Origin of the sequence: Luteitalea pratensis (assembly GCF_001618865.1) — a bacterium.
In the GTDB taxonomy this organism is placed as follows: Bacteria; Acidobacteriota; Vicinamibacteria; order Vicinamibacterales; family Vicinamibacteraceae; genus Luteitalea; species Luteitalea pratensis.
In genome coordinates this window covers 1,977,723-1,994,358 of record NZ_CP015136.1, presented here as the reverse complement: position 1 = coordinate 1,994,358, position 16,636 = coordinate 1,977,723, and the positions used below count along the sequence as shown (strand labels likewise).

The 16,636-nt window shown below is 66.2% G+C and carries 18 protein-coding genes; 8 read left to right on the top strand and 10 right to left on the bottom strand.

Annotation, left to right across the window (positions count from 1 at the left end):
* Nucleotides 1-66 precede the first annotated feature (66 nt).
* Nucleotides 67-441 carry a hypothetical protein gene (locus LuPra_RS08185; protein ID WP_234800788.1) on the top strand — a complete coding sequence of 125 codons (375 nt, stop codon included), beginning with the start codon at nucleotides 67-69 and terminating at the stop codon, nucleotides 439-441.
* Nucleotides 442-549: 108 nt separating this feature from the next.
* Here the strand turns inward: LuPra_RS08185 and LuPra_RS08180 are convergent, their stop codons facing one another.
* The 5 genes from LuPra_RS08180 to LuPra_RS08160 all read right to left on the bottom strand — a co-directional run bounded on the left by LuPra_RS08180 (nucleotide 550) and on the right by LuPra_RS08160 (nucleotide 8,528).
* On the bottom strand, nucleotides 550-996 hold the full coding sequence (locus LuPra_RS08180; protein WP_110170295.1) for a hypothetical protein: 447 nt from the start codon (nucleotides 994-996) through the stop codon (nucleotides 550-552).
* Nucleotides 997-1,029: 33 nt separating this feature from the next.
* Complete coding sequence (locus LuPra_RS08175) at nucleotides 1,030-4,866, bottom strand: carboxypeptidase regulatory-like domain-containing protein (protein WP_110170294.1); 3,837 nt, start codon at nucleotides 4,864-4,866, stop codon at nucleotides 1,030-1,032.
* A gap of 216 nt (nucleotides 4,867-5,082) precedes the next feature.
* Nucleotides 5,083-6,558, bottom strand: a complete 1,476-nt coding sequence (locus LuPra_RS08170) for a hypothetical protein (RefSeq protein WP_110170293.1) — start codon at nucleotides 6,556-6,558, stop codon at nucleotides 5,083-5,085.
* Between the two features lie 85 nt (nucleotides 6,559-6,643).
* Nucleotides 6,644-7,909 (bottom strand): protoporphyrinogen/coproporphyrinogen oxidase, encoded by a 1,266-nt coding sequence (locus LuPra_RS08165; RefSeq protein WP_157898886.1) that lies wholly within the window; start codon nucleotides 7,907-7,909, stop codon nucleotides 6,644-6,646.
* 130 nt (nucleotides 7,910-8,039) lie between these two features.
* Nucleotides 8,040-8,528: a carboxymuconolactone decarboxylase family protein gene (locus LuPra_RS08160; RefSeq protein ID WP_110174586.1), complete on the bottom strand. Its 489-nt coding sequence runs from the start codon at nucleotides 8,526-8,528 to the stop codon at nucleotides 8,040-8,042.
* Between the two features lie 132 nt (nucleotides 8,529-8,660).
* On the opposite strand from LuPra_RS08160, the gene LuPra_RS08155 reads away from it, so the two are divergent.
* From LuPra_RS08155 to LuPra_RS08145, 3 genes are all read left to right on the top strand, one after another.
* The gene (locus LuPra_RS08155; protein WP_110170291.1) at nucleotides 8,661-9,536 is read left to right on the top strand and encodes an RNA polymerase sigma-70 factor; all 876 of its coding nucleotides are present in this window, start codon (nucleotides 8,661-8,663) and stop codon (nucleotides 9,534-9,536) included.
* A gap of 159 nt (nucleotides 9,537-9,695) precedes the next feature.
* Complete coding sequence (locus LuPra_RS08150) at nucleotides 9,696-11,021, top strand: NfeD family protein (protein WP_162271329.1); 1,326 nt, start codon at nucleotides 9,696-9,698, stop codon at nucleotides 11,019-11,021.
* 9 nt (nucleotides 11,022-11,030) lie between these two features.
* Nucleotides 11,031-11,792: a slipin family protein gene (locus LuPra_RS08145; RefSeq protein ID WP_162271328.1), complete on the top strand. Its 762-nt coding sequence runs from the start codon at nucleotides 11,031-11,033 to the stop codon at nucleotides 11,790-11,792.
* Nucleotides 11,793-11,923: 131 nt separating this feature from the next.
* Here the strand turns inward: LuPra_RS08145 and LuPra_RS33880 are convergent, their stop codons facing one another.
* Nucleotides 11,924-12,052 (bottom strand): hypothetical protein, encoded by a 129-nt coding sequence (locus LuPra_RS33880; protein ID WP_257724497.1) that lies wholly within the window; start codon nucleotides 12,050-12,052, stop codon nucleotides 11,924-11,926.
* Between the two features lie 8 nt (nucleotides 12,053-12,060).
* Entirely contained in the window at nucleotides 12,061-12,948 is an 888-nt protein-coding gene (locus LuPra_RS08140) for an NmrA family NAD(P)-binding protein (RefSeq protein WP_110170289.1), read from the bottom strand.
* A gap of 135 nt (nucleotides 12,949-13,083) precedes the next feature.
* On the opposite strand from LuPra_RS08140, the gene LuPra_RS08135 reads away from it, so the two are divergent.
* Complete coding sequence (locus LuPra_RS08135) at nucleotides 13,084-14,064, top strand: AraC family transcriptional regulator (RefSeq protein ID WP_234800787.1); 981 nt, start codon at nucleotides 13,084-13,086, stop codon at nucleotides 14,062-14,064.
* A 25-nt stretch (nucleotides 14,065-14,089) separates the two neighbouring features.
* On the opposite strand, the gene LuPra_RS34310 is transcribed toward LuPra_RS08135, so the two are convergent.
* Nucleotides 14,090-14,554 (bottom strand): ankyrin repeat domain-containing protein, encoded by a 465-nt coding sequence (locus LuPra_RS34310; RefSeq protein ID WP_110170288.1) that lies wholly within the window; start codon nucleotides 14,552-14,554, stop codon nucleotides 14,090-14,092.
* Here LuPra_RS34310 and LuPra_RS08125 point away from each other — a divergent pair.
* Nucleotides 14,553-14,963 carry an ester cyclase gene (locus LuPra_RS08125; RefSeq protein WP_110170287.1) on the top strand — a complete coding sequence of 137 codons (411 nt, stop codon included), beginning with the start codon at nucleotides 14,553-14,555 and terminating at the stop codon, nucleotides 14,961-14,963. The two genes, LuPra_RS34310 and LuPra_RS08125, sit on opposite strands and share 2 nt — an antisense overlap.
* A gap of 40 nt (nucleotides 14,964-15,003) precedes the next feature.
* Here the strand turns inward: LuPra_RS08125 and LuPra_RS31685 are convergent, their stop codons facing one another.
* Together LuPra_RS31685 and LuPra_RS08120 are read right to left on the bottom strand one after the other, a co-directional pair.
* The gene (locus tag LuPra_RS31685; protein WP_157898884.1) at nucleotides 15,004-15,177 is read right to left on the bottom strand and encodes a hypothetical protein; all 174 of its coding nucleotides are present in this window, start codon (nucleotides 15,175-15,177) and stop codon (nucleotides 15,004-15,006) included.
* 15 nt (nucleotides 15,178-15,192) lie between these two features.
* Entirely contained in the window at nucleotides 15,193-15,507 is a 315-nt protein-coding gene (locus LuPra_RS08120; protein ID WP_110174583.1) for an MOSC N-terminal beta barrel domain-containing protein, read from the bottom strand.
* Nucleotides 15,508-15,833: 326 nt separating this feature from the next.
* Between LuPra_RS08120 and LuPra_RS08115 the strand changes: the two genes are divergently transcribed.
* Together LuPra_RS08115 and LuPra_RS08110 are read left to right on the top strand one after the other, a co-directional pair.
* Nucleotides 15,834-16,322, top strand: a complete 489-nt coding sequence (locus LuPra_RS08115) for a sigma-70 family RNA polymerase sigma factor (protein ID WP_110170286.1) — start codon at nucleotides 15,834-15,836, stop codon at nucleotides 16,320-16,322.
* On the top strand, nucleotides 16,319-16,555 hold the full coding sequence (locus LuPra_RS08110) for an anti-sigma factor family protein (protein WP_110170285.1): 237 nt from the start codon (nucleotides 16,319-16,321) through the stop codon (nucleotides 16,553-16,555). Before LuPra_RS08115 ends, LuPra_RS08110 begins: the two co-directional genes overlap by 4 nt.
* The last annotated feature ends 81 nt before the right edge of the window (nucleotides 16,556-16,636 follow it).

Below are 16,636 nucleotides of genomic sequence, written 5' to 3'. Positions count from 1 at the left end.
GGCGCTATTGGAGGACGCGCAGCCCGCAAGAGCGGCTCGCGGCCCTCGAGTTCCTGCGGAGGCAGCATGGTGGAACTGGCGCGCGACTTCGACGAGTTCTTCAGCTGCTTGACCGCGCACAACGTTGAGTTCGTAATCGTTGGTGCCTACGCGCTGGCCTTTCATGGCGTGCCGCGGTTCACGGGCGATATCGACGTGCTCATTCGCCCGAATCGCATCCTTCAGATGGGCGTCGAGCCAGTCCAGATTCATGTGATCAGCAGTGTCTCCGGCGTGACCTGGGATGAAGCGTGGGAGGGCCGCAAGGTCGGGCCCTGGGGTGATCACGAACTCCCGTTCATCGGCCGACGAGAGTTCATCAGGAACAAGCGCGCGTCCGGACGTCTCAAGGATCTCGCCGACATCGAGGCACTCGGCGACGACGATCCTGCGTCGGATTGAGTCGGGCGCGCCTCGTGCACAGCGACGCGACTCCGCGCCGCTACGCCAGCCGCATCCCCAGTTGTTGGATCGCGGCACACACTATCTGGCGACCAGGACGGGCGCGTCTTATCGAATGGGAGTGATCGTGCGGACTTTCTGGAGATCGATTGAGTAGTCTCCCAGATCCGTCTTGCCGAGCAGCTTCATTTGCCCTTGCCTGACCAATGCGGCGGGGGCCTTCTTGCCGCTTCTCAGGACGACCTCGAGTTCAATCCGCGGAGGCCTTACCGAATCATCTGTTCGCACGAAAGTGAGACTCTCGATGTCCGCCCACTTCACCGTGACCATGCCATCGCCTTGAAGCAGGCGAATCCCCTGGGTTTCCTTGTCCGAGGCCATGAAGCTGCTGTAGTCGATGCTCGCATTGGTCACCAATACTTCGGTGCCGCGGCTGTCCTTGATCTTGAGATCGGCGGCAACGGCACTGGCTGACGAAAGAAGCAGCAGAAACGCTACACCGCGAATTCGCCTGAACACTCGCTCGACCTCCGTCTTCTTTCTGGTCTCGTCCAACTCCCCTTGAACCCGAACTGAATCGGTCGGCCGCTACCGCAGCCGTATCCCCAGGTTGTTCGATCCGGCCGCCCACGTGACGCCGCCCGCGTTGTTGTACATCGCCCGCTCGACGACGATCTGCACGGGGTTGGAACCGAGGCTCTCGACCACGGCGCCGAATCTCCGGTTCGCCGCGGCCGGCACGTCGACGCCCACCGCCACGTTGGTCCGGGAGTTGGCCTTGATCGGGCGCGTCAGCACGCTGGTGCTTCCGTCCTCGTAGACGATCGTCACCTGCACCGTTCCATCCGTGTTCGAGGTGTTCGCAATCAGGATGTAGGTCTCGGTGCCCAGCGTCCCGCCCACGTCGCCGTCTGCGAGCCCCCACTTGGTACCCGAGAGGAGCGCGCCTGCCGAGTCGTGACCCTCGAACCACTGCGACCCGTCACCGGGCCACCACATCGCGCGCTCCGCGACGAAGCCGACGCCGTTGGCTGACGTGAACGTCGCCGAGACATCCGTGTTCCCGAGCGGCAGGCCGGGCCGGCCCTGGAACGTCTCGTAGTCGGCCCACACGTTGAAGCGGCTCTGTGGAGCGACCGTGTACTGCTTGGTCAGCACCGTTCCATCCGGCAGCAGGTAACGTCCGTCGATCACGGCGGCCGTCGTCCCGGGGTTTGCCATCAGGTAGAACAGGTCGAAGTACGGCCCCGTGGCACCTTCCGCGAAGAACCACTGCGTGGCGGGTCCGGGCACGGCGGCGGCCTCGTGGCCCGCCGCGAACGTCTGCCCCGGCCTGTCCAGGTACATCGCGCGCTCCACGATCACCGGCAGCGACGAAGCGAACACCGCAGACACTTCGGCGTGCGCGAGCCGCGCGTCCTCCACGTTCACCCAGATGTTCTGCCGCGTGCCCGGCAGCACCGTGTAGGTCTTCGTGAACGGCTGCGCCGGCGTTGGCAGCAGGTACGTCACCTGGACGTCGGCTGCCGAGTCATTGGGATTCTGGAGCAGGTAGAAGAGTTGGAAACCGCCGGTCGTGGCGCCTTCCGCGAGGTACCACGATGTCCGCGGCTCGGCGATGCTGGTCTCGGCGTGACTTCCGTAGCCGGAGGCGTCCCAGTGCATCGTCCGATCGGCGATGACGGGCTGGTCCGAGGACACGACCGTCGAGAACTCGGCCATCTCGAGTCCCGCGATCGTCTTGGGGTCGATGGTCGCCCGCTGGAAGCCGCTCAGCGTGATGTCATGTACCAGATCCGAATCGTCGGCCCTGCCGGTCTGGAACGTGAAGTGGACGGAGGTCGGGGTGCCGCTGGCATTGAGCAGCGCGATCGACGTGTCGAAGAACGTACTCGTCGCGCCCTCGGCGAAGTACCGTGTGAAGACGCCCGAGGTGGCGACCAGCGTGTCGGGCGTCGTGCCACAGGTCGCGGTGGTGACCGACACGGACGGCACATCGAAGGTGAACCCGGGCCGGGTCGGCACGATGGTGAACGACTGCCCCAACGACACGCCATTGAATGTGTACCGCCCGTTCACGTCAGTGACAGCGGTGGCATCGCCAGAGCCCGACAACATGACCGTCACACCGGCCAGCGCGCCATCGAGTCGATCGCGGACCAGACCCGAGATCGCGGGCGCGCAAACCGCCGTGAAGTCGGCCGATCGGTCCGTCGTCAGGTTGGCGACGGGTGTCGACACCGGTGTGAACGCGTACCCCGTCGCCGACGGCGTCACCGTGAAGTTGCCGCCCATCGCCAGGTTACCCAGGGTGTAGCTCCCGTCTGCCGCGGTCGTCGTGGTGTCGAATGCGCTGCCCGTGAGTGTCACGGTGACGTTGGGCAACCCGGCGCCTCCGGCGTCGCGCACGGTTCCCGTGATCGAGAGCGTGGCGATGTTGGTCGTCTGGACCGCCGAATTGTTCGGCGCGACAGGATCGGCCTGTGTCGCCGACACCGTGGCGGTCACCGTGGCCACCCGCGCGGCGCCATAGATCACCGACATCGTCCTGGTGACGGTCTGTCCGACACCCAGCGTCCCCAGGGTGAACCTGACGACCCCGCCGCTCGGCGTCAGCCCGCCTTCTGCCGAGAGGACCGTGCCGCCGTCGGGGACGGGCACGATCAGTGCGACCCCGGTTGCCGCCGCGGGCCCGAGATTGGCCACGGTGAACGTGTAGATAAGTTGCTGGCCCACTAACGCAGGGTCTGGCGCGTCCGCGATCGACACCGACAGGTCGGCGAAACTCGGCACCGGCGCGAAGATGTTCGTGCCCGAGGTTGGCGGCGTCACGAGCAGATTCGTCGCGTCGCTGAAGAACGCCGCTTGTCCGGCCGACAGCAGCGTCGCGGACCCGCTTGCCGCGTCGGCTGTCGCCGGCGCGGCGATGGGGACCACGCTCTTGATGTTCACCGTGCCAGCCGCCCGGTCGCGCACGAACACGTCGTCGGCGTTGTTCAGGTCCGAGACGACGGAGACGATCACGTAGTTGGTGGCGGCCGAGCGCCACGCCACGTAACGCCCGTCGGCGCTGACGTCCTCCAGCGCCGCGCTCTTGTTCCCTCCCGCCGGCACCACGGCGTCCCGCGTCAGCCACTCCACCGGGCCGGCGCGGTTCGGTCCCGACATCGGCCTGGCGAAGATGTCGGGGAGAGAGGCGCTGTCAGTGATGTTGTCGACCAGGTCGGTCGCGATACTCTCGAACGCCACGATGGCGCCGTTGCGGCTGATGACCGGCGTCGTCGAATCGCCGTTACCGCCAAGACCCGAGGTCGTGAGGCTGACGATGGTGGTCGGGGCGACTGCGGTCCGAAGGTCGCGGACGTACACGTTCTTGCGTCGGTTCGTGACTGCGCCGGTCAACTCCCCTTGCGTCGTCGACGCCGTGAACGCGGCGAACCTGCCGTCGGCGGTGATCGAGAAGCTGACGGCGGCGGGATTGCCAGCGACGTCGACGGTGGCCCCGGACAGGATGGCCGACTCGCCCGTCGTCGCGGAGACCAGGGCGATAGCGTCCGCGCTCCATCGGTAGACGTACAGGTTGCGTGCAGTGCTCCCGTTGGGGATCAACTGCGCGAACGCGCCGGCAAACAGCAGGCTCGTGCCGTCAGCGCTGAACACGCGCGGACTCTCGCCGGTTGAGGTTTCGACGCCAGCCGGCGCACCCCTCTTCGGGTCGGTGTACTGGCGGCTCACCAGGCGGGTGGTGTTGGACTGCAGGTCGCGTACGTAGAGATCGAGCAGCGACCCGTTGTCGTCGATGAAGTTCGGCACGAGCTGCGTGAGGCTGCCGGAACCGGCGCTCGAGAACGCCACGAAGCGGCCGTTCTCACTCATCACCATCTCCCTCAACCCGGCGGCGTAGAAGGGCTGCACCGCGACGTCCACGAGGGCGAGCACGCCGGTCTGCCGGTCGTACACCCAGCCGGAGGCACTGCCGGCGGCATAGGTCCACGTGCTGCTCAGGAGGTTGGTGGCCGTGCTCTTGAAACCGACGAAGCGGCCGTCCGGCGTGATCTGCACGTCAGGAGCGCACGTGCCGTTGCCGGTCACGCTCGGGTCGGTCGCCGACAGCGTGAGAATCGCGGTTGTACGGGTGACGAGGTCGCGCACGTACACGTTGCTCGTGCCGGTGGAGCCCGCGGGAACGACCTTCCCCGGCACGAGGTCTCCGGGTATTGCCGTGGAGCAGAACGCGACGGATCGGCCATCGGAGGAGATGGCGACGCGCGATGCTCGTTCGGCGGTGACCGAATCAGGCGTCGCGGCCTCGACGGTGACCAGTTCGAGCGCCTGGCCGGTGGCGGCACGGGGCGACAGGGTCGAGACCAGCGTCACAAGGACCAGCAGGCCGTGGAGCTTCCGCAGATGACCGTCGAACACCACGATGCCTACGGTATGCGAAACCGGCCGCGATCGTCGCGCCCGCTCGAGCGGGACGCCGACTTCGCACCCGTCCCAGGTCGTCAGTGCCCGGTCACGCGCGGAGATACGTCAATCACATTCGGCCACGTTTGCCGCTGCCACCCGGCCCACATTCCGTTTCGTGGTGTCCCTGGACGCCCCGATTTGCCTGGGCATGAATGAACGCCGGGCCAGCATCTACTTGCAGATGTAGCGATGCCCAATTGGCTCGCCGCCAGGGCACGGCCGGCGAGACAGAAGCACCGCCTCGTTCGCGTGGCCAGCGACGGCAATGTCGTACTCCCGGACGCGGACGTAGTCCGTAGCGGTTGCAATGACACGTTCGTCCGTCAGGAAGTCGATCATGTAGGCGGTCCAGTAGTCCGCTTGCACGTAGCGGATGCCGCGAGCAACGAGCTCATCGGAGAGCCGACGGTAATCATCCGGTTGTGAGTGCGATAGATAGTGCGCCAGCAGGTCGCCGTGCGCACGACACGAGATCGCCGTCCAACAGATGACGAAGAGCATCATCAGGCGGCGCCACGTGACGCTACGCTCCAGCGCCAGATGGAGCGCGACGATGGCGACGGGCAGCAGTACCGCGAGCAACCCGTACCGGAGCGTCATCGAATTCAGCGGTCCACAGCGGCTGACCGCCCACACCACCCCGGACTGCAGCCCGATCAGCGCCAGGTAGAGCGCAAACCATGGCGCCGGGCGCGACGGCTCTGACTGGGCATCCTGGCGTCGCGGCCTCCAGGCCAACCACGCGAGACGACATGCGGCTCCCGCGATGACCAGGCAGAACACGGGCCACAGACCCCATCCCCCCTGTCTCGTCGGGCTGTTGATGTTGACGTCCCTCAGCCGGAACGGAGCCACCCCGAGGAGCGTCCCCATCTGGGTCGTCACCAACGACGTGAGATTGGCGCCCATGCGTGAGAGGTCGAGGCTCGGGCACAAGAAGCCGACGGCCACCGAGACATTCGAGGCGCTCGGGTTGGACATCCCGGCGGTGCCAGGTCCCATTGCGTCGGCGCCCGTTCGCAATGGCCCAGTGAGCAGCCATCCCACCGCGACCACTCCGAGCACCACTGCCTTCTGCCGGAGGTTGTCGATCTGCCACAGCCGACCTTGCAGGGCTTCGACCAGGAGCAGTGCGCTCGCCGCGTATGCGGTGAACTCACGGTTCATGAAGCCGACGAGGAAGATGATGCCAAAGGCGACTGGCCGCTCGCGTGTGAGCCAGAGCAGCAAGACGTAGACGAACGGCTCGACGTTGCCGCCCGTCGCCGTCAGGAGTTCGGCCGCAAGGACCGGCGGTGCGGCGACGAAGAACAATGCTGGAATCAGCGCAACGACGGGTCGAAGGTACAGCTCACGTCCGAGGATTGTGACGAGCAGGACGCCAGTCACCAGGTTGAGCAAGACGAGGGGTAGTCGCAGCGCCGCGACCGATGTGCCGAACAGGGCGAGGAACGGCGCCGCCAGCCAGGCTTCCACGACCAGTACGTAATCGCTCGCGTAGGCGTAGAACGGAAACGCGCGCAACTCGGCAATGTGCTTCGCCATCAGCCCCGTGATGGCTTGATCGGCGTCGAACTGCGCGTGCTCGAAGATCACGAAGACGAGGCTGCGGCCAACCACGAGCAACGTGACGATCAGGAGGACCACGAGGCCCTCGTTCCGCGTGGCTGCCAGGTTCGCCCTCGCGCCCCCACCCGCTGATGCGTCCACGAGTCGGCGCCGACTGAGTCGGCTAGGGAGCGACATGCGGCCAGCGGCCACTACCTGGCCGCATCACCGAGGCAAGTGCCTTGGCTTCCTCGAGGATTTCGTCGACGTCCTTGTGCACGAACTGTGCTTGCCGGCCAATGTGGAAGATACCCGGGTGGGCAGCAAACGCCTGCCGCGCCAGGTCGATCTGCTCGTCGTACGACCGGTCATAGATCGGGTAGGCGCGCTCGAGGCGGATGATCTTCGTATCGAGAATGGGCACGCCTGCCGGCAGGAAGTCTGCACCAGTCAGCTCGTCGATGACCCGCTCGACCGAGAACTGTTGCGCATCAGTGACCTCGCAGCAGATCACGGTCTTCCCGCGTGGAGGGTTGGCGTTGAAGTGCCTGAATTCTGCCACCCGGTTGACGATCACGTCGCGGTCGGCGAAATAGGTCCAATGACGGTCGCTGACGCTGTCGACTCCCACCAGCAGATAGAGGAGCGTCATCGGCCTGAAGCGCAACGGAATGTGAAATCCCAACAGCGCGCCGAGTTCGGGCATCGGCAGCGTCGACACGACCACGTCGAAGCGATCGCTGACCACCCCTGTCGGTGTCTCGAATCGGCACTCGTAGCCGCCCGAGCTCAGCGGCGCAAGCCCGACCAGGCGCGAGTGCAGGTGCACGCGGGTGCGGACGTCTGCATACAACCGTTCGGCAATGGCTCCATAGCCATTCTCGACCGGATAGTAGAAGTGCTCGAAGTACAGGCGTGGGTCGCGACGCACGAGATCGCGCAATCCCGAGACCCGGATCTTGCGACGGCCCCAGCTGGGCGAGATCTCGTTGGCTGGAATTCCGAACAGCTTCTCGGAATAGGGCTTGAAGAACAGGTCGTGCAAGCCCTTTCCGTAATTGTTGAGGACCAGCGCTTCGAAACTGTCCTCACGCTGCCTGCGGCGAACGACGTAGTGCCAGACGATTCGTGCCGATTCCAATGGCGCGAACCTGTACAGCACCTCGAAGATGTTGACCGGATCGCGAATCCAGTGACCTCGCAAGCGAATGCCGCTCCTGCGCTCGAGCCTCCGCATTGGCACGAGTGCCAGCACTTGTCGCAGAAGCTCCTCATCGTGCGTGAGAAATCGATGCGGCGCGAGGTCGCAGTCGAATCCGTGCCACTTGAAGCTCCTGGCAAGGCCGCCGACGCCGACGCTTGCCTCGTGCACACACACGTCGGCGTCGTCCCGGAGAAACCAGGCCACAGCCAAGCCCGCGATACCAGCCCCGAAGATGCCGACTCTCATGACGGATGAACCTGTGGCGAGGGCCAGATCGCTGGCAACCACACTCCTTAAGGTCGAGCCATTGTAGCCGACCGCCTTCAGGGTCGGCCTTCAAAGCGGCCCGGGGCAGCCATCCGCGACCTCGGCACACTCACCGCTCGACGGCGACCGGATCCAAATTCGCGAGGCTGCCGGCGACGTAATCGCCGGGCACCGTGCGCGCCGCGATGTTGAGCCGGTTCCAGCCGTTGATCGCCACGATCGCCAGGCTCAAGTGCGCCAACTCGTCCTCCGAGAACTGCTCCCGTACGCGCTCGTACACGTCGTCGGGAACACCCGTTTCGGCGACGAGCGTGAGCTCTTCGGTCCACTCGAGCGCGGCGCGTTCGCGGGCTGAGTAATACGGCGTCTCGCGCCACGCGTGGAGACCGTAGAGCCGCTGCTCGGTCTCGCCGTTCGCACGCGCATCCTTGCTGTGCATGTCCAGACAGTAGGCGCAGCCGTTGATTTGCGACGCGCGCATCCGGACGAGGTCGATCAGTTTGTGATCGAAGCGGGCCCGCCGAACCTGCCGTTCGAGGCCGAGCATGGCCTGGATGATGCCTGGTGTCACGTGCATGAGATCGATTCGAGTTTTCATGATGTCTTTCGCCTCCATCAATCAAGACGAATCAGGAACGTTTCCGTGACACGTGGCCAGGACACACGCCCTGTCACAAACGGCCACGGCCACTCGTCTATGAAGATGGAATGTGGCAAGGTGACGTGAGCCATGGCAGTGATTGACGGCGACGAGGCAACCTTCGAGGCGCATCGACCCCTGCTGTTCTCGATTGCGTACAGGATGCTTGGCAGCGCCAGTGAAGCCGAGGACGTCATCCAGGATGCGTGGCTCCGCGCGCGCCAGGATGAGCACGCTGAGGTCCGTTCCCCTCGCGCGTATCTCACCACCATCGTCACGCGGCTGTGCATCGACCACCTGCGCAGCGCCGAGCGGACTCGCATGGAGTATCCAGGTCCATGGCTGCCTGAACCGTTGGCAGAACCGAACCAGGACGCCGTCGAGCTGGCGTCGTCGCTGACGACGGCGTTCCTGGTCATGCTGGAGCAGCTGGCACCGACCGAGCGTGCGGTCTTCCTGCTGCGCGAGGTGTTCGATCTCGACTTCGACGAGATCGCAAGGAGCGTCGGCAAGAGCGAGGCGAACACACGGCAGATCCTCGCTCGCGCGCGCGGGCGGCTGCGCGAGTCGCGTCCGCGCTTTGCCGTGTCGCGTGATGAATCGGAAGCGATCGTGCGGCGCTTCCGGCATGCCTGCGTCACCGGCGACGTCGAGGAACTGATGTCGGCGCTGCACACCGACGCGACGCTCGTCTCTGATGGCGGCGGCAAGGCGGCAGCGGCAACGCGACCCGTGCTCGGCGCGGATCGCATCGCGAAGTTCGTGCTCGGCTATGCCGGCAAGGTGCACTGGTCGGAGCCGGACTTCCAGCTCGTCACGATCAACGGCGCGCCAGGCCTGCTCATGCGCCATCCGATCGCCGGCGACGGTACTTATTCGTTCGACATTGTCGACGGTCGCATTCAGGCGATCTACGTGGTGCGCAACCCCGACAAGCTGCGTGGGTTCCTCGAACACAGGCATTGAAGTCGGTGTGGTTGATCGCGCTGCTGAGGGCCTTCAGGGGCGCGATGGCGCTGGCCGTAATGGCATGAGCGCACCTGCGGCCCGACGCCGGTGGCCGTCGGGCGCGTGCGGGCGTGACGTCTGGAGAGTAGACTCGGCATGGGCCGTGGTGGCCCGCCGATGAACTCCTGCCGTGCGGGGAGATGCACCCTGCGTGTCGCGCTGGTCCTCGGACTCGCGCTCTCGTGTGCGACGTCGATCCGCACCTTCGCGCGTGCGGAACAGCCCCTCGTCTACTCCGCGGTCGTCGACAGCCTCATCCAGCCCGTGTCGGCCGAATACGTCACGAGCACGCTCGATCGGGCGGACCTCGCGGGCGCCGCGCTGGTCGTGCTCACGCTCCGCACGCCGGGCGGGCTCGTCGAGTCGACGCGGGCCATCGTCACGCACATGGTCGCAGCCAGGACACCGGTCGCGATCTTCGTGGCACCGTCGGGTGCCCGGGCGGCGTCTGCCGGGTTCATCCTCACGATCGCGGCCGACGTCGCCGCGATGGCGCCTGGCACCCACATCGGGGCCGCGCATCCCGTGGACGGCGGCGGCCAGAAGAGCGACGAAACCATGGCCGCCAAGATGACGGAGGACCTGGCGGCCTACGCACGGACGCTGGCCGGACGCCGTCACCGGAACGTGACCCTGGCTGCCGAAGCCGTCAGCAGGAGTCGCGCCTTCACCGAGGAAGAGGCGCGCGCGGCGACACCGCCACTGATCGACCTCGTGGCCGCCGACCTTCCGGATCTGCTCCGACAACTCGATGGCCGGACCATCACGCGCTTCGATGGCGCGACCGTTGTCCTCCACACGGCCAACGCCCGCGTCGTGGCCATCGAGATGAGCCTGCGTCAGCGCGTGCTGAGCGCGGTCGCCAATCCGGACGTCGCGTATCTGCTTCTGAGCCTTGGCACGCTCGGCCTCACGATCGAATTGTGGAACCCGGGGGCGGTGCTGCCTGGCGTCGTCGGCGGGCTGTGCCTGCTGCTGGCGTTCTTCGCGTTCTCGATGCTGCCCGTCAACGTCGCCGGCGTCCTGCTGCTGCTCTTCGGGCTGTTGCTGCTGGTCCTCGAGATCAAGGTCACGAGCTTCGGCCTCCTCACCGTCGGCGGGGTTCTCAGTCTGATCTTCGGCTCGATGATTCTCATGGACTCGCCGCTGCCCGAGCTGCAGCTGAGCCTGCGACTGGTACTACCGGTCGTGCTGGCCTTCACGGCCATTGCGGCGATGCTGACCCGCCTGGCGCTGGCCGCCCAGCGCCGACCTCCGACGACCGGAGCCTCCGCGATGGTGGGGTCGTCAGGGCACGCGTTGACGGCCGTCGATGCCGGAGGCGGGCGCGTCTCCACCCACGGCGAGATCTGGCAGGCCACCGCGACCGAGGCGATTGCGCCGGGCAGTCGTGTTCGTATCACACAGGTCGATGGATTGCACCTCCACGTTTGCAAGGACTGAGGCGCTCACATGTTGTTGTCCCCGCTGCTTCTGCTGCTCCTGCTCGTCGCGCTCTATCTCGTCAACTCGATCAAGATCCTCACCGAGTACGAACGTGGCGTCGTCTTCCGGTTGGGAAAGCTGCTGCCGCAGGCCAAGGGCCCGGGGGTGGTGCTGGTGTTTGTCCCCATCGACCGGATGGTGCGCGTCGGGTTGCGTACCGTCGTGCTCGACGTGCCGCCCCAGGATGTGATCACGCGCGACAACGTCTCGGTGAAGGTCAACGCCGTTGTCTACTTCCGGGTGATGGACCCGGCGCGGGCCGTGGTGGAAGTGGAGAACTTCAATTACGCCACGTCCCAGCTTGCCCAGACGACCCTGCGCAGCGTGCTCGGCCAGGTCGACCTGGACGACCTGCTGTCGCGGCGCGACCATCTGAACCAGGAGCTGCAGCAGATCCTGGATCAGCGCACGGACCCCTGGGGCGTGAAAGTTTCGGCCGTGGAGGTGAAACACGTCGACCTGCCGGAGAACATGCAGCGTGCGATGGCCAGGCAGGCCGAGGCCGAGCGCGAGAAGCGCGCCAAGATCATCCACGCCACCGGTGAGCTGCAGGCCTCCGAGGAGCTGGCGCAGGCCGCGGGAATCATCGCCGCCGAGCCGGTGGCGATCACGCTGCGCTACTTGCAGACCCTCACCGAAATCGCCGCGGAGAAGAACTCGACCATCATCTTCCCGCTGCCCATGGAACTGCTCAACATGATGCAGGGGCACAAGGAGAAGTCTTCCTAGGTCACGAATTCCAGATAGTCGAACGCCTTGAAGCGGACGTGGCACCCGTCCACGACGCCTGCCGATGACACTCCCATCGAGCGCAAGCGGCGGCTGCTGAGATTGCAGGTAGGACGGCGTCGCGGGCCTCGTCACCAGCCGCGTCGCGGCGGTCGGGCCACGGCGGCGCCCACTCCCTGCAGGTCGATCGCATCGCTGACGTCGAAGAGGTAGAACGCGGTGACATATCCTCGCGGCACATCCAGATGATAGTGCGGCACCGACGAGCCTATGCCCTCGCGAACTCCTCGGCCAATTCCTCGGCGAACTCCTCGAAACGCGTCGGCGTCGTGTTGGCCGCCGTTCGTCCGTCGAGCGATTTCACGAGGCCTTCGTTGAGCGCACGGAGCAGTTGCGCATACGTATGCGCGACATCGGCCGAGAGACCCGTCTGTACCAGGGTGGCTGTCAGGTCTTCGTACGTCATCCGGACATACGGCAAGTCCGGCTTGCCCAGCCGCGTGCCGAGGATGCGCGTCACCTCGGCGAACGTGAGATCGCGCTGGCCAAGCAGCTCCCGCACGACGATGCCCTGCCAGTCGCGGGTGCGCAACGCGGCGGCCGCCACGTTCGCGATGTCACGCGTCGCGATCATCGGCATCGTCACGTCCGCATCCACCGCGTTGGCGTTGATCCCGTGCTGCCTGATGAGGTCCAGTGACTCTTCGAAGTTCTCGAAGAAATATCCCGGCCTGAGCACGAGCACGTTGACGTTCTCGAGCTGCTTCAGGCGCTGCTCGTAGTCGTGCAGTGTGACGATGGGCCCGGTGCCGTCGGCGAGTTCGGCGCCGAGACTGCTGAGGACCACGACCCAACGGACCCCGCTGTCGCGAATTGCCGTCGTGATCGCGGTGCTGACGCGATCCTGCGCCGCGCGGTAGTCGGCTGCCTGGAGATCGGGGGGCAGCAGCGTGAACACTGCGTCAGCGCCGCGAAACGCCCTGGTCAGATACGCGGCGTCCAGGGCATCGCCCGCCAACACTTCCGCGCCCGCACGCTCGAGCTCGGCAAGCCTGGCCTCCGATCGTCCGAGCGCGCGCACGCGCTCGCCAGCGTGGAGCAGAATCTCGGTCACTTTCCTGCCGGTATGCCCGGTGGCGCCCATCACGGTAATCATGTGTGCCTCCTCTTTCGCGTTGCCTCGAGGTCCACTGTGCACCCTTGTTCCAGGCGCTACAATGCCTTCGAGTCGCCATTTCATGCTCGATCGTCCACGCCCTGGCGCCGGAGTATCGGCGGGGAGCTTTTGAACATGCCCGCGCTGGATCTTGCGGAACGCGCGATGACGCACCCGTGGTTGACCACCGACCCTCTGGGTGAAGCGCTGCATTTCCTCCGGATGAGCGGCACCTTCTATGCCCGCTCAGATCTCACGGCGCCATGGGGCCTGGCGATCCCGGCGTTGCGCGACAGCATGATGTTCCACGTCGTGACCACGGGCCGATGCTGGATCGAGCTGCCGGGTACCGGCGCTCACCTGCTCCAGTCGGGTGACCTTGCGCTCGTGCCACATGGTCAAGGACATCGGCTGGTCAGTGACCCTGGCGCGCCGGTCACGGACCTCTTCGCGCTGCCGCGCGTGGAGGTCAGCGACCGATACGAGCTGCTGCGTCATGGTGGAGGCGGTGCCGCCACGAACCTGATCTGCGCGGTCGTGCGCTTCGACCACCCGGCCGCGCGCCAGCTTCTTCCGCTCCTGCCCCCGGTCATCCGTGTCGAGGAGTGGCGATCGCCGCAGTTCGAGTGGATCCAGAGCACGCTGCGGTTGATGGCTGCTGAAGCCAGGGAACTGCGGCCAGGCGGCGAGACGGTCGTGACGCGGCTTGCCGACATCCTCGTCATCCAGACGATCCGCGCGTGGATCGAGAAGGATCCGGCAGCGCAGACGGGCTGGCTGGGGGCGCTGCGCGACCGTCAGATCGGCCGCGCGCTCGCGTTGGTTCACCGCGATCCGGTGCGCGCGTGGACAGTGGCGGCACTGGCCAGCGAAGCGGCGATGTCGCGGTCAGCGTTTGCGGCGCGCTTCACGGAGCTCGTGGGTGAGCCCGCGATGCAGTACGTCACCCGCTGGCGCATGCACGTCGCGCTCGAGCGCCTCAAGGAGGATGACGCGCCGCTTGCGGATCTTGCGGGAAGAATGGGCTATCAGTCCGAGGCCGCGTTCAGCCGCGCGTTCAAGCGCGTCGTCGGCATCTCGCCCGGCGCCGCCCGGCAGGTCGCAGATACCCGATGATGCCGCGTTGCGGTGCCCGCCGGCGTCACCGTGACGCCCTGGCCGGATTGCCCTGGAGCAATTTCGCAACGCGCTCGCAGCGGGCCGTCGGATGCATCAGGACTTCTTCGAAAGCGGTCCGCCCGTCGTCGTTCCTGATGTGCGGGTCGGCCCCGTGTTCGAGAAGGATCTTGACAGACTGTTCGGGCGCCCAGCCCGCGGTTGCGGCCGAGAAGAGCGGTCTCCGGCCTTGATTGCACGTCTGACTGCCAGCACTTGTTCCCGAGCGCTCATTGACCGACACACTCCCCGAGGCTTGGACGGATCGTGTTCCAGCTGGATCATCAGGATTTGACAAAGCGAGTCCAAGAGCTTGGATTATCGCAGCCTGCTGCGTAGGGTGCCCGCGAGGCTGTCCGACGTTTGTTGCCACATTCCGGACAGCCTTCTCGGCAATGGCGTCGGCATGACCGTCCCGGGGCGAGCGTACCCTCGACAGGAGATCGCACATGAGTAAGCGGACAGACGCAATCGAGCGCGCCCGCGAGCGATGGAACGCCGGTGACCTGCCGGGCTACCTCGCGCTGTACGGGGAAGGCATACGCCTGCACGGGTACACGCCCGAGCCGATGGGCAAGGCCGAAGTCGAGGCCTTCTACCGGAGCACCTTCGCCGCCTTCGGCTCGCCGCAACTCGTCTTCGACGAAGTACTGGAATCGGGCCAGTCGATCACGGTCAGGTTCACGATGACCGGGACGCACGTGGGCGACTTCATGGGCGTGCCGCCGACCAGGCGCACGATCGCGCTGCCAGGCATCACCATCCTCCGCTTCGAGAGCGACACGGTGATCGAGCGCTGGTCGAGCGCCGACATCCTTGGCCTGCTCGTCCAGCTCGGCGCCATGCCCGGGCCCGGGTGACGCGCGACGAGCACTGCCCACCGGGTGCACCACGACGCTCTTACGACGGAGGCAGATCCAGACCGACTCGCACGCGGAGGTCGCGGCGACCACGGCTCGTCAGCGTCAGCGTCCGGCTGTCGAGATCGCGGCTGACCCACGCGCGTTCGAGCGCCAGGTGTAGCAGCGCCGCCCCGAGCGCGTGCACGGATCGCGGCCATGCTTGGTCTGCCACCAAAGTATCGATGACTCAATACCCGAAGCGCTCGGTGCGGTGAGCTTCCTCGAGCCACGCATCGTCGCCGCCGGCGGCCTTTACCAGCGCCAGGGCATCGGGGCTGTCCCACCGATGGCCGCTGATGCGCGGGCGATCATCCGGACCCAGGGTACCCCGCAACCCCAGGAGCCGATAGTGTCGCCGCGCCGTGCGCACGCCCTCGGGGCCCCGCACCTGCACGAGACGGTCAGCGTGAATGCCGTCCGGCCCGATCACTGCGGTCGATACGCGCTCCCCGGCCAGCGTCTTCACCGGATAGCGCCACACGCCCGCGACATGGAGTGTCACGACGAGACCTCGGCGGTTCTCCACTCGGAGTCGTGGGCGTACGCCAGCGGCAGGCCTTGCGGATCTCGACTATCGCAAGCGCCCTCGCCGGCATAGCCCCGCACGGGAGCGAGCTCGCAAGCAAGTGTCAGACGAATCGGGGGCATGATTGCTCGTCAGCGGAGCCGTGGTTGTGCGATCGCGGCACAATCGCTGCCACGCCCGTAGATATGATGCCGGGGACCGTGCTGCTGTGACGAGGACACGCTGGCCGGCCCGCTGTCACAAAGCGGACGCGCAGGCATCCCAAGGCCAGACCCGGACGGCTCCGGGGCGAGGAGCGTAGGATGCCTGCACACGAGACCCCGACGCCGAAACGCATCGCCTGCGGTGACGTCGTGCGTGGCTGCACTTTCACAGCCAGTGCACCGACCGAGGAAGTACTTGTCCAGAAGGGGCTGTACCGCATCGCGACCAACGCGGCGCTGATGCTTCGTCGCGCCCGCACACGGCGGCCCACAGAGTCCCTCGAGGCGTTCCTGCCGCGCTTCGACGCCCAAGGCGTCCACCTGGCCACGCCAGCCGAACTGCACGTCGCGTCCCGCGCCGACGAACTCCTGGACCGGCAAGTTCTCGCAGAAAAGGCGCACGAGGTCATCGCGCGGTTGCCCGACGTGTATCGGGACGCGTTCGTGCTTCGCGACCTGGAAGAAATGTCCACCGCAGATGTAGCGCTCGCGCTGGGTGTCGAACCCGCCACGGTCCGGCAGTTGGTCCACCGCGCGCGCTTGATGCTGCGTGGGTACTTGAGCGACCTCGTTGGGGTGAAGCCATGAAAGAGATCGCCTGCGCGTCTGGCGTCGAGCTGCTGGTGGACTATCTGGAGGGCGCGCTGTCGGCGGACCTGCGATCAGCCGTCGACGCACACGTGGCCGGCTGTCCGCGGTGCGTCGCCTTCATCGCGTCCTACCGTGAAACCCCGCGCATCCTGCGCGAGGCAACCGCGACCGCGCTGCCGGCCGACCTTCAGGCGTCGCTCCGAGCCTTGCTGCGCGCGCATCGTCAGTAGTCGCGTAATCCCGGGGTAGCGTCGGCACTGCTCCAGCGGGCAGCCTGGCGAGCACCCCGCCGTCACTCGCGTTTACCTTCA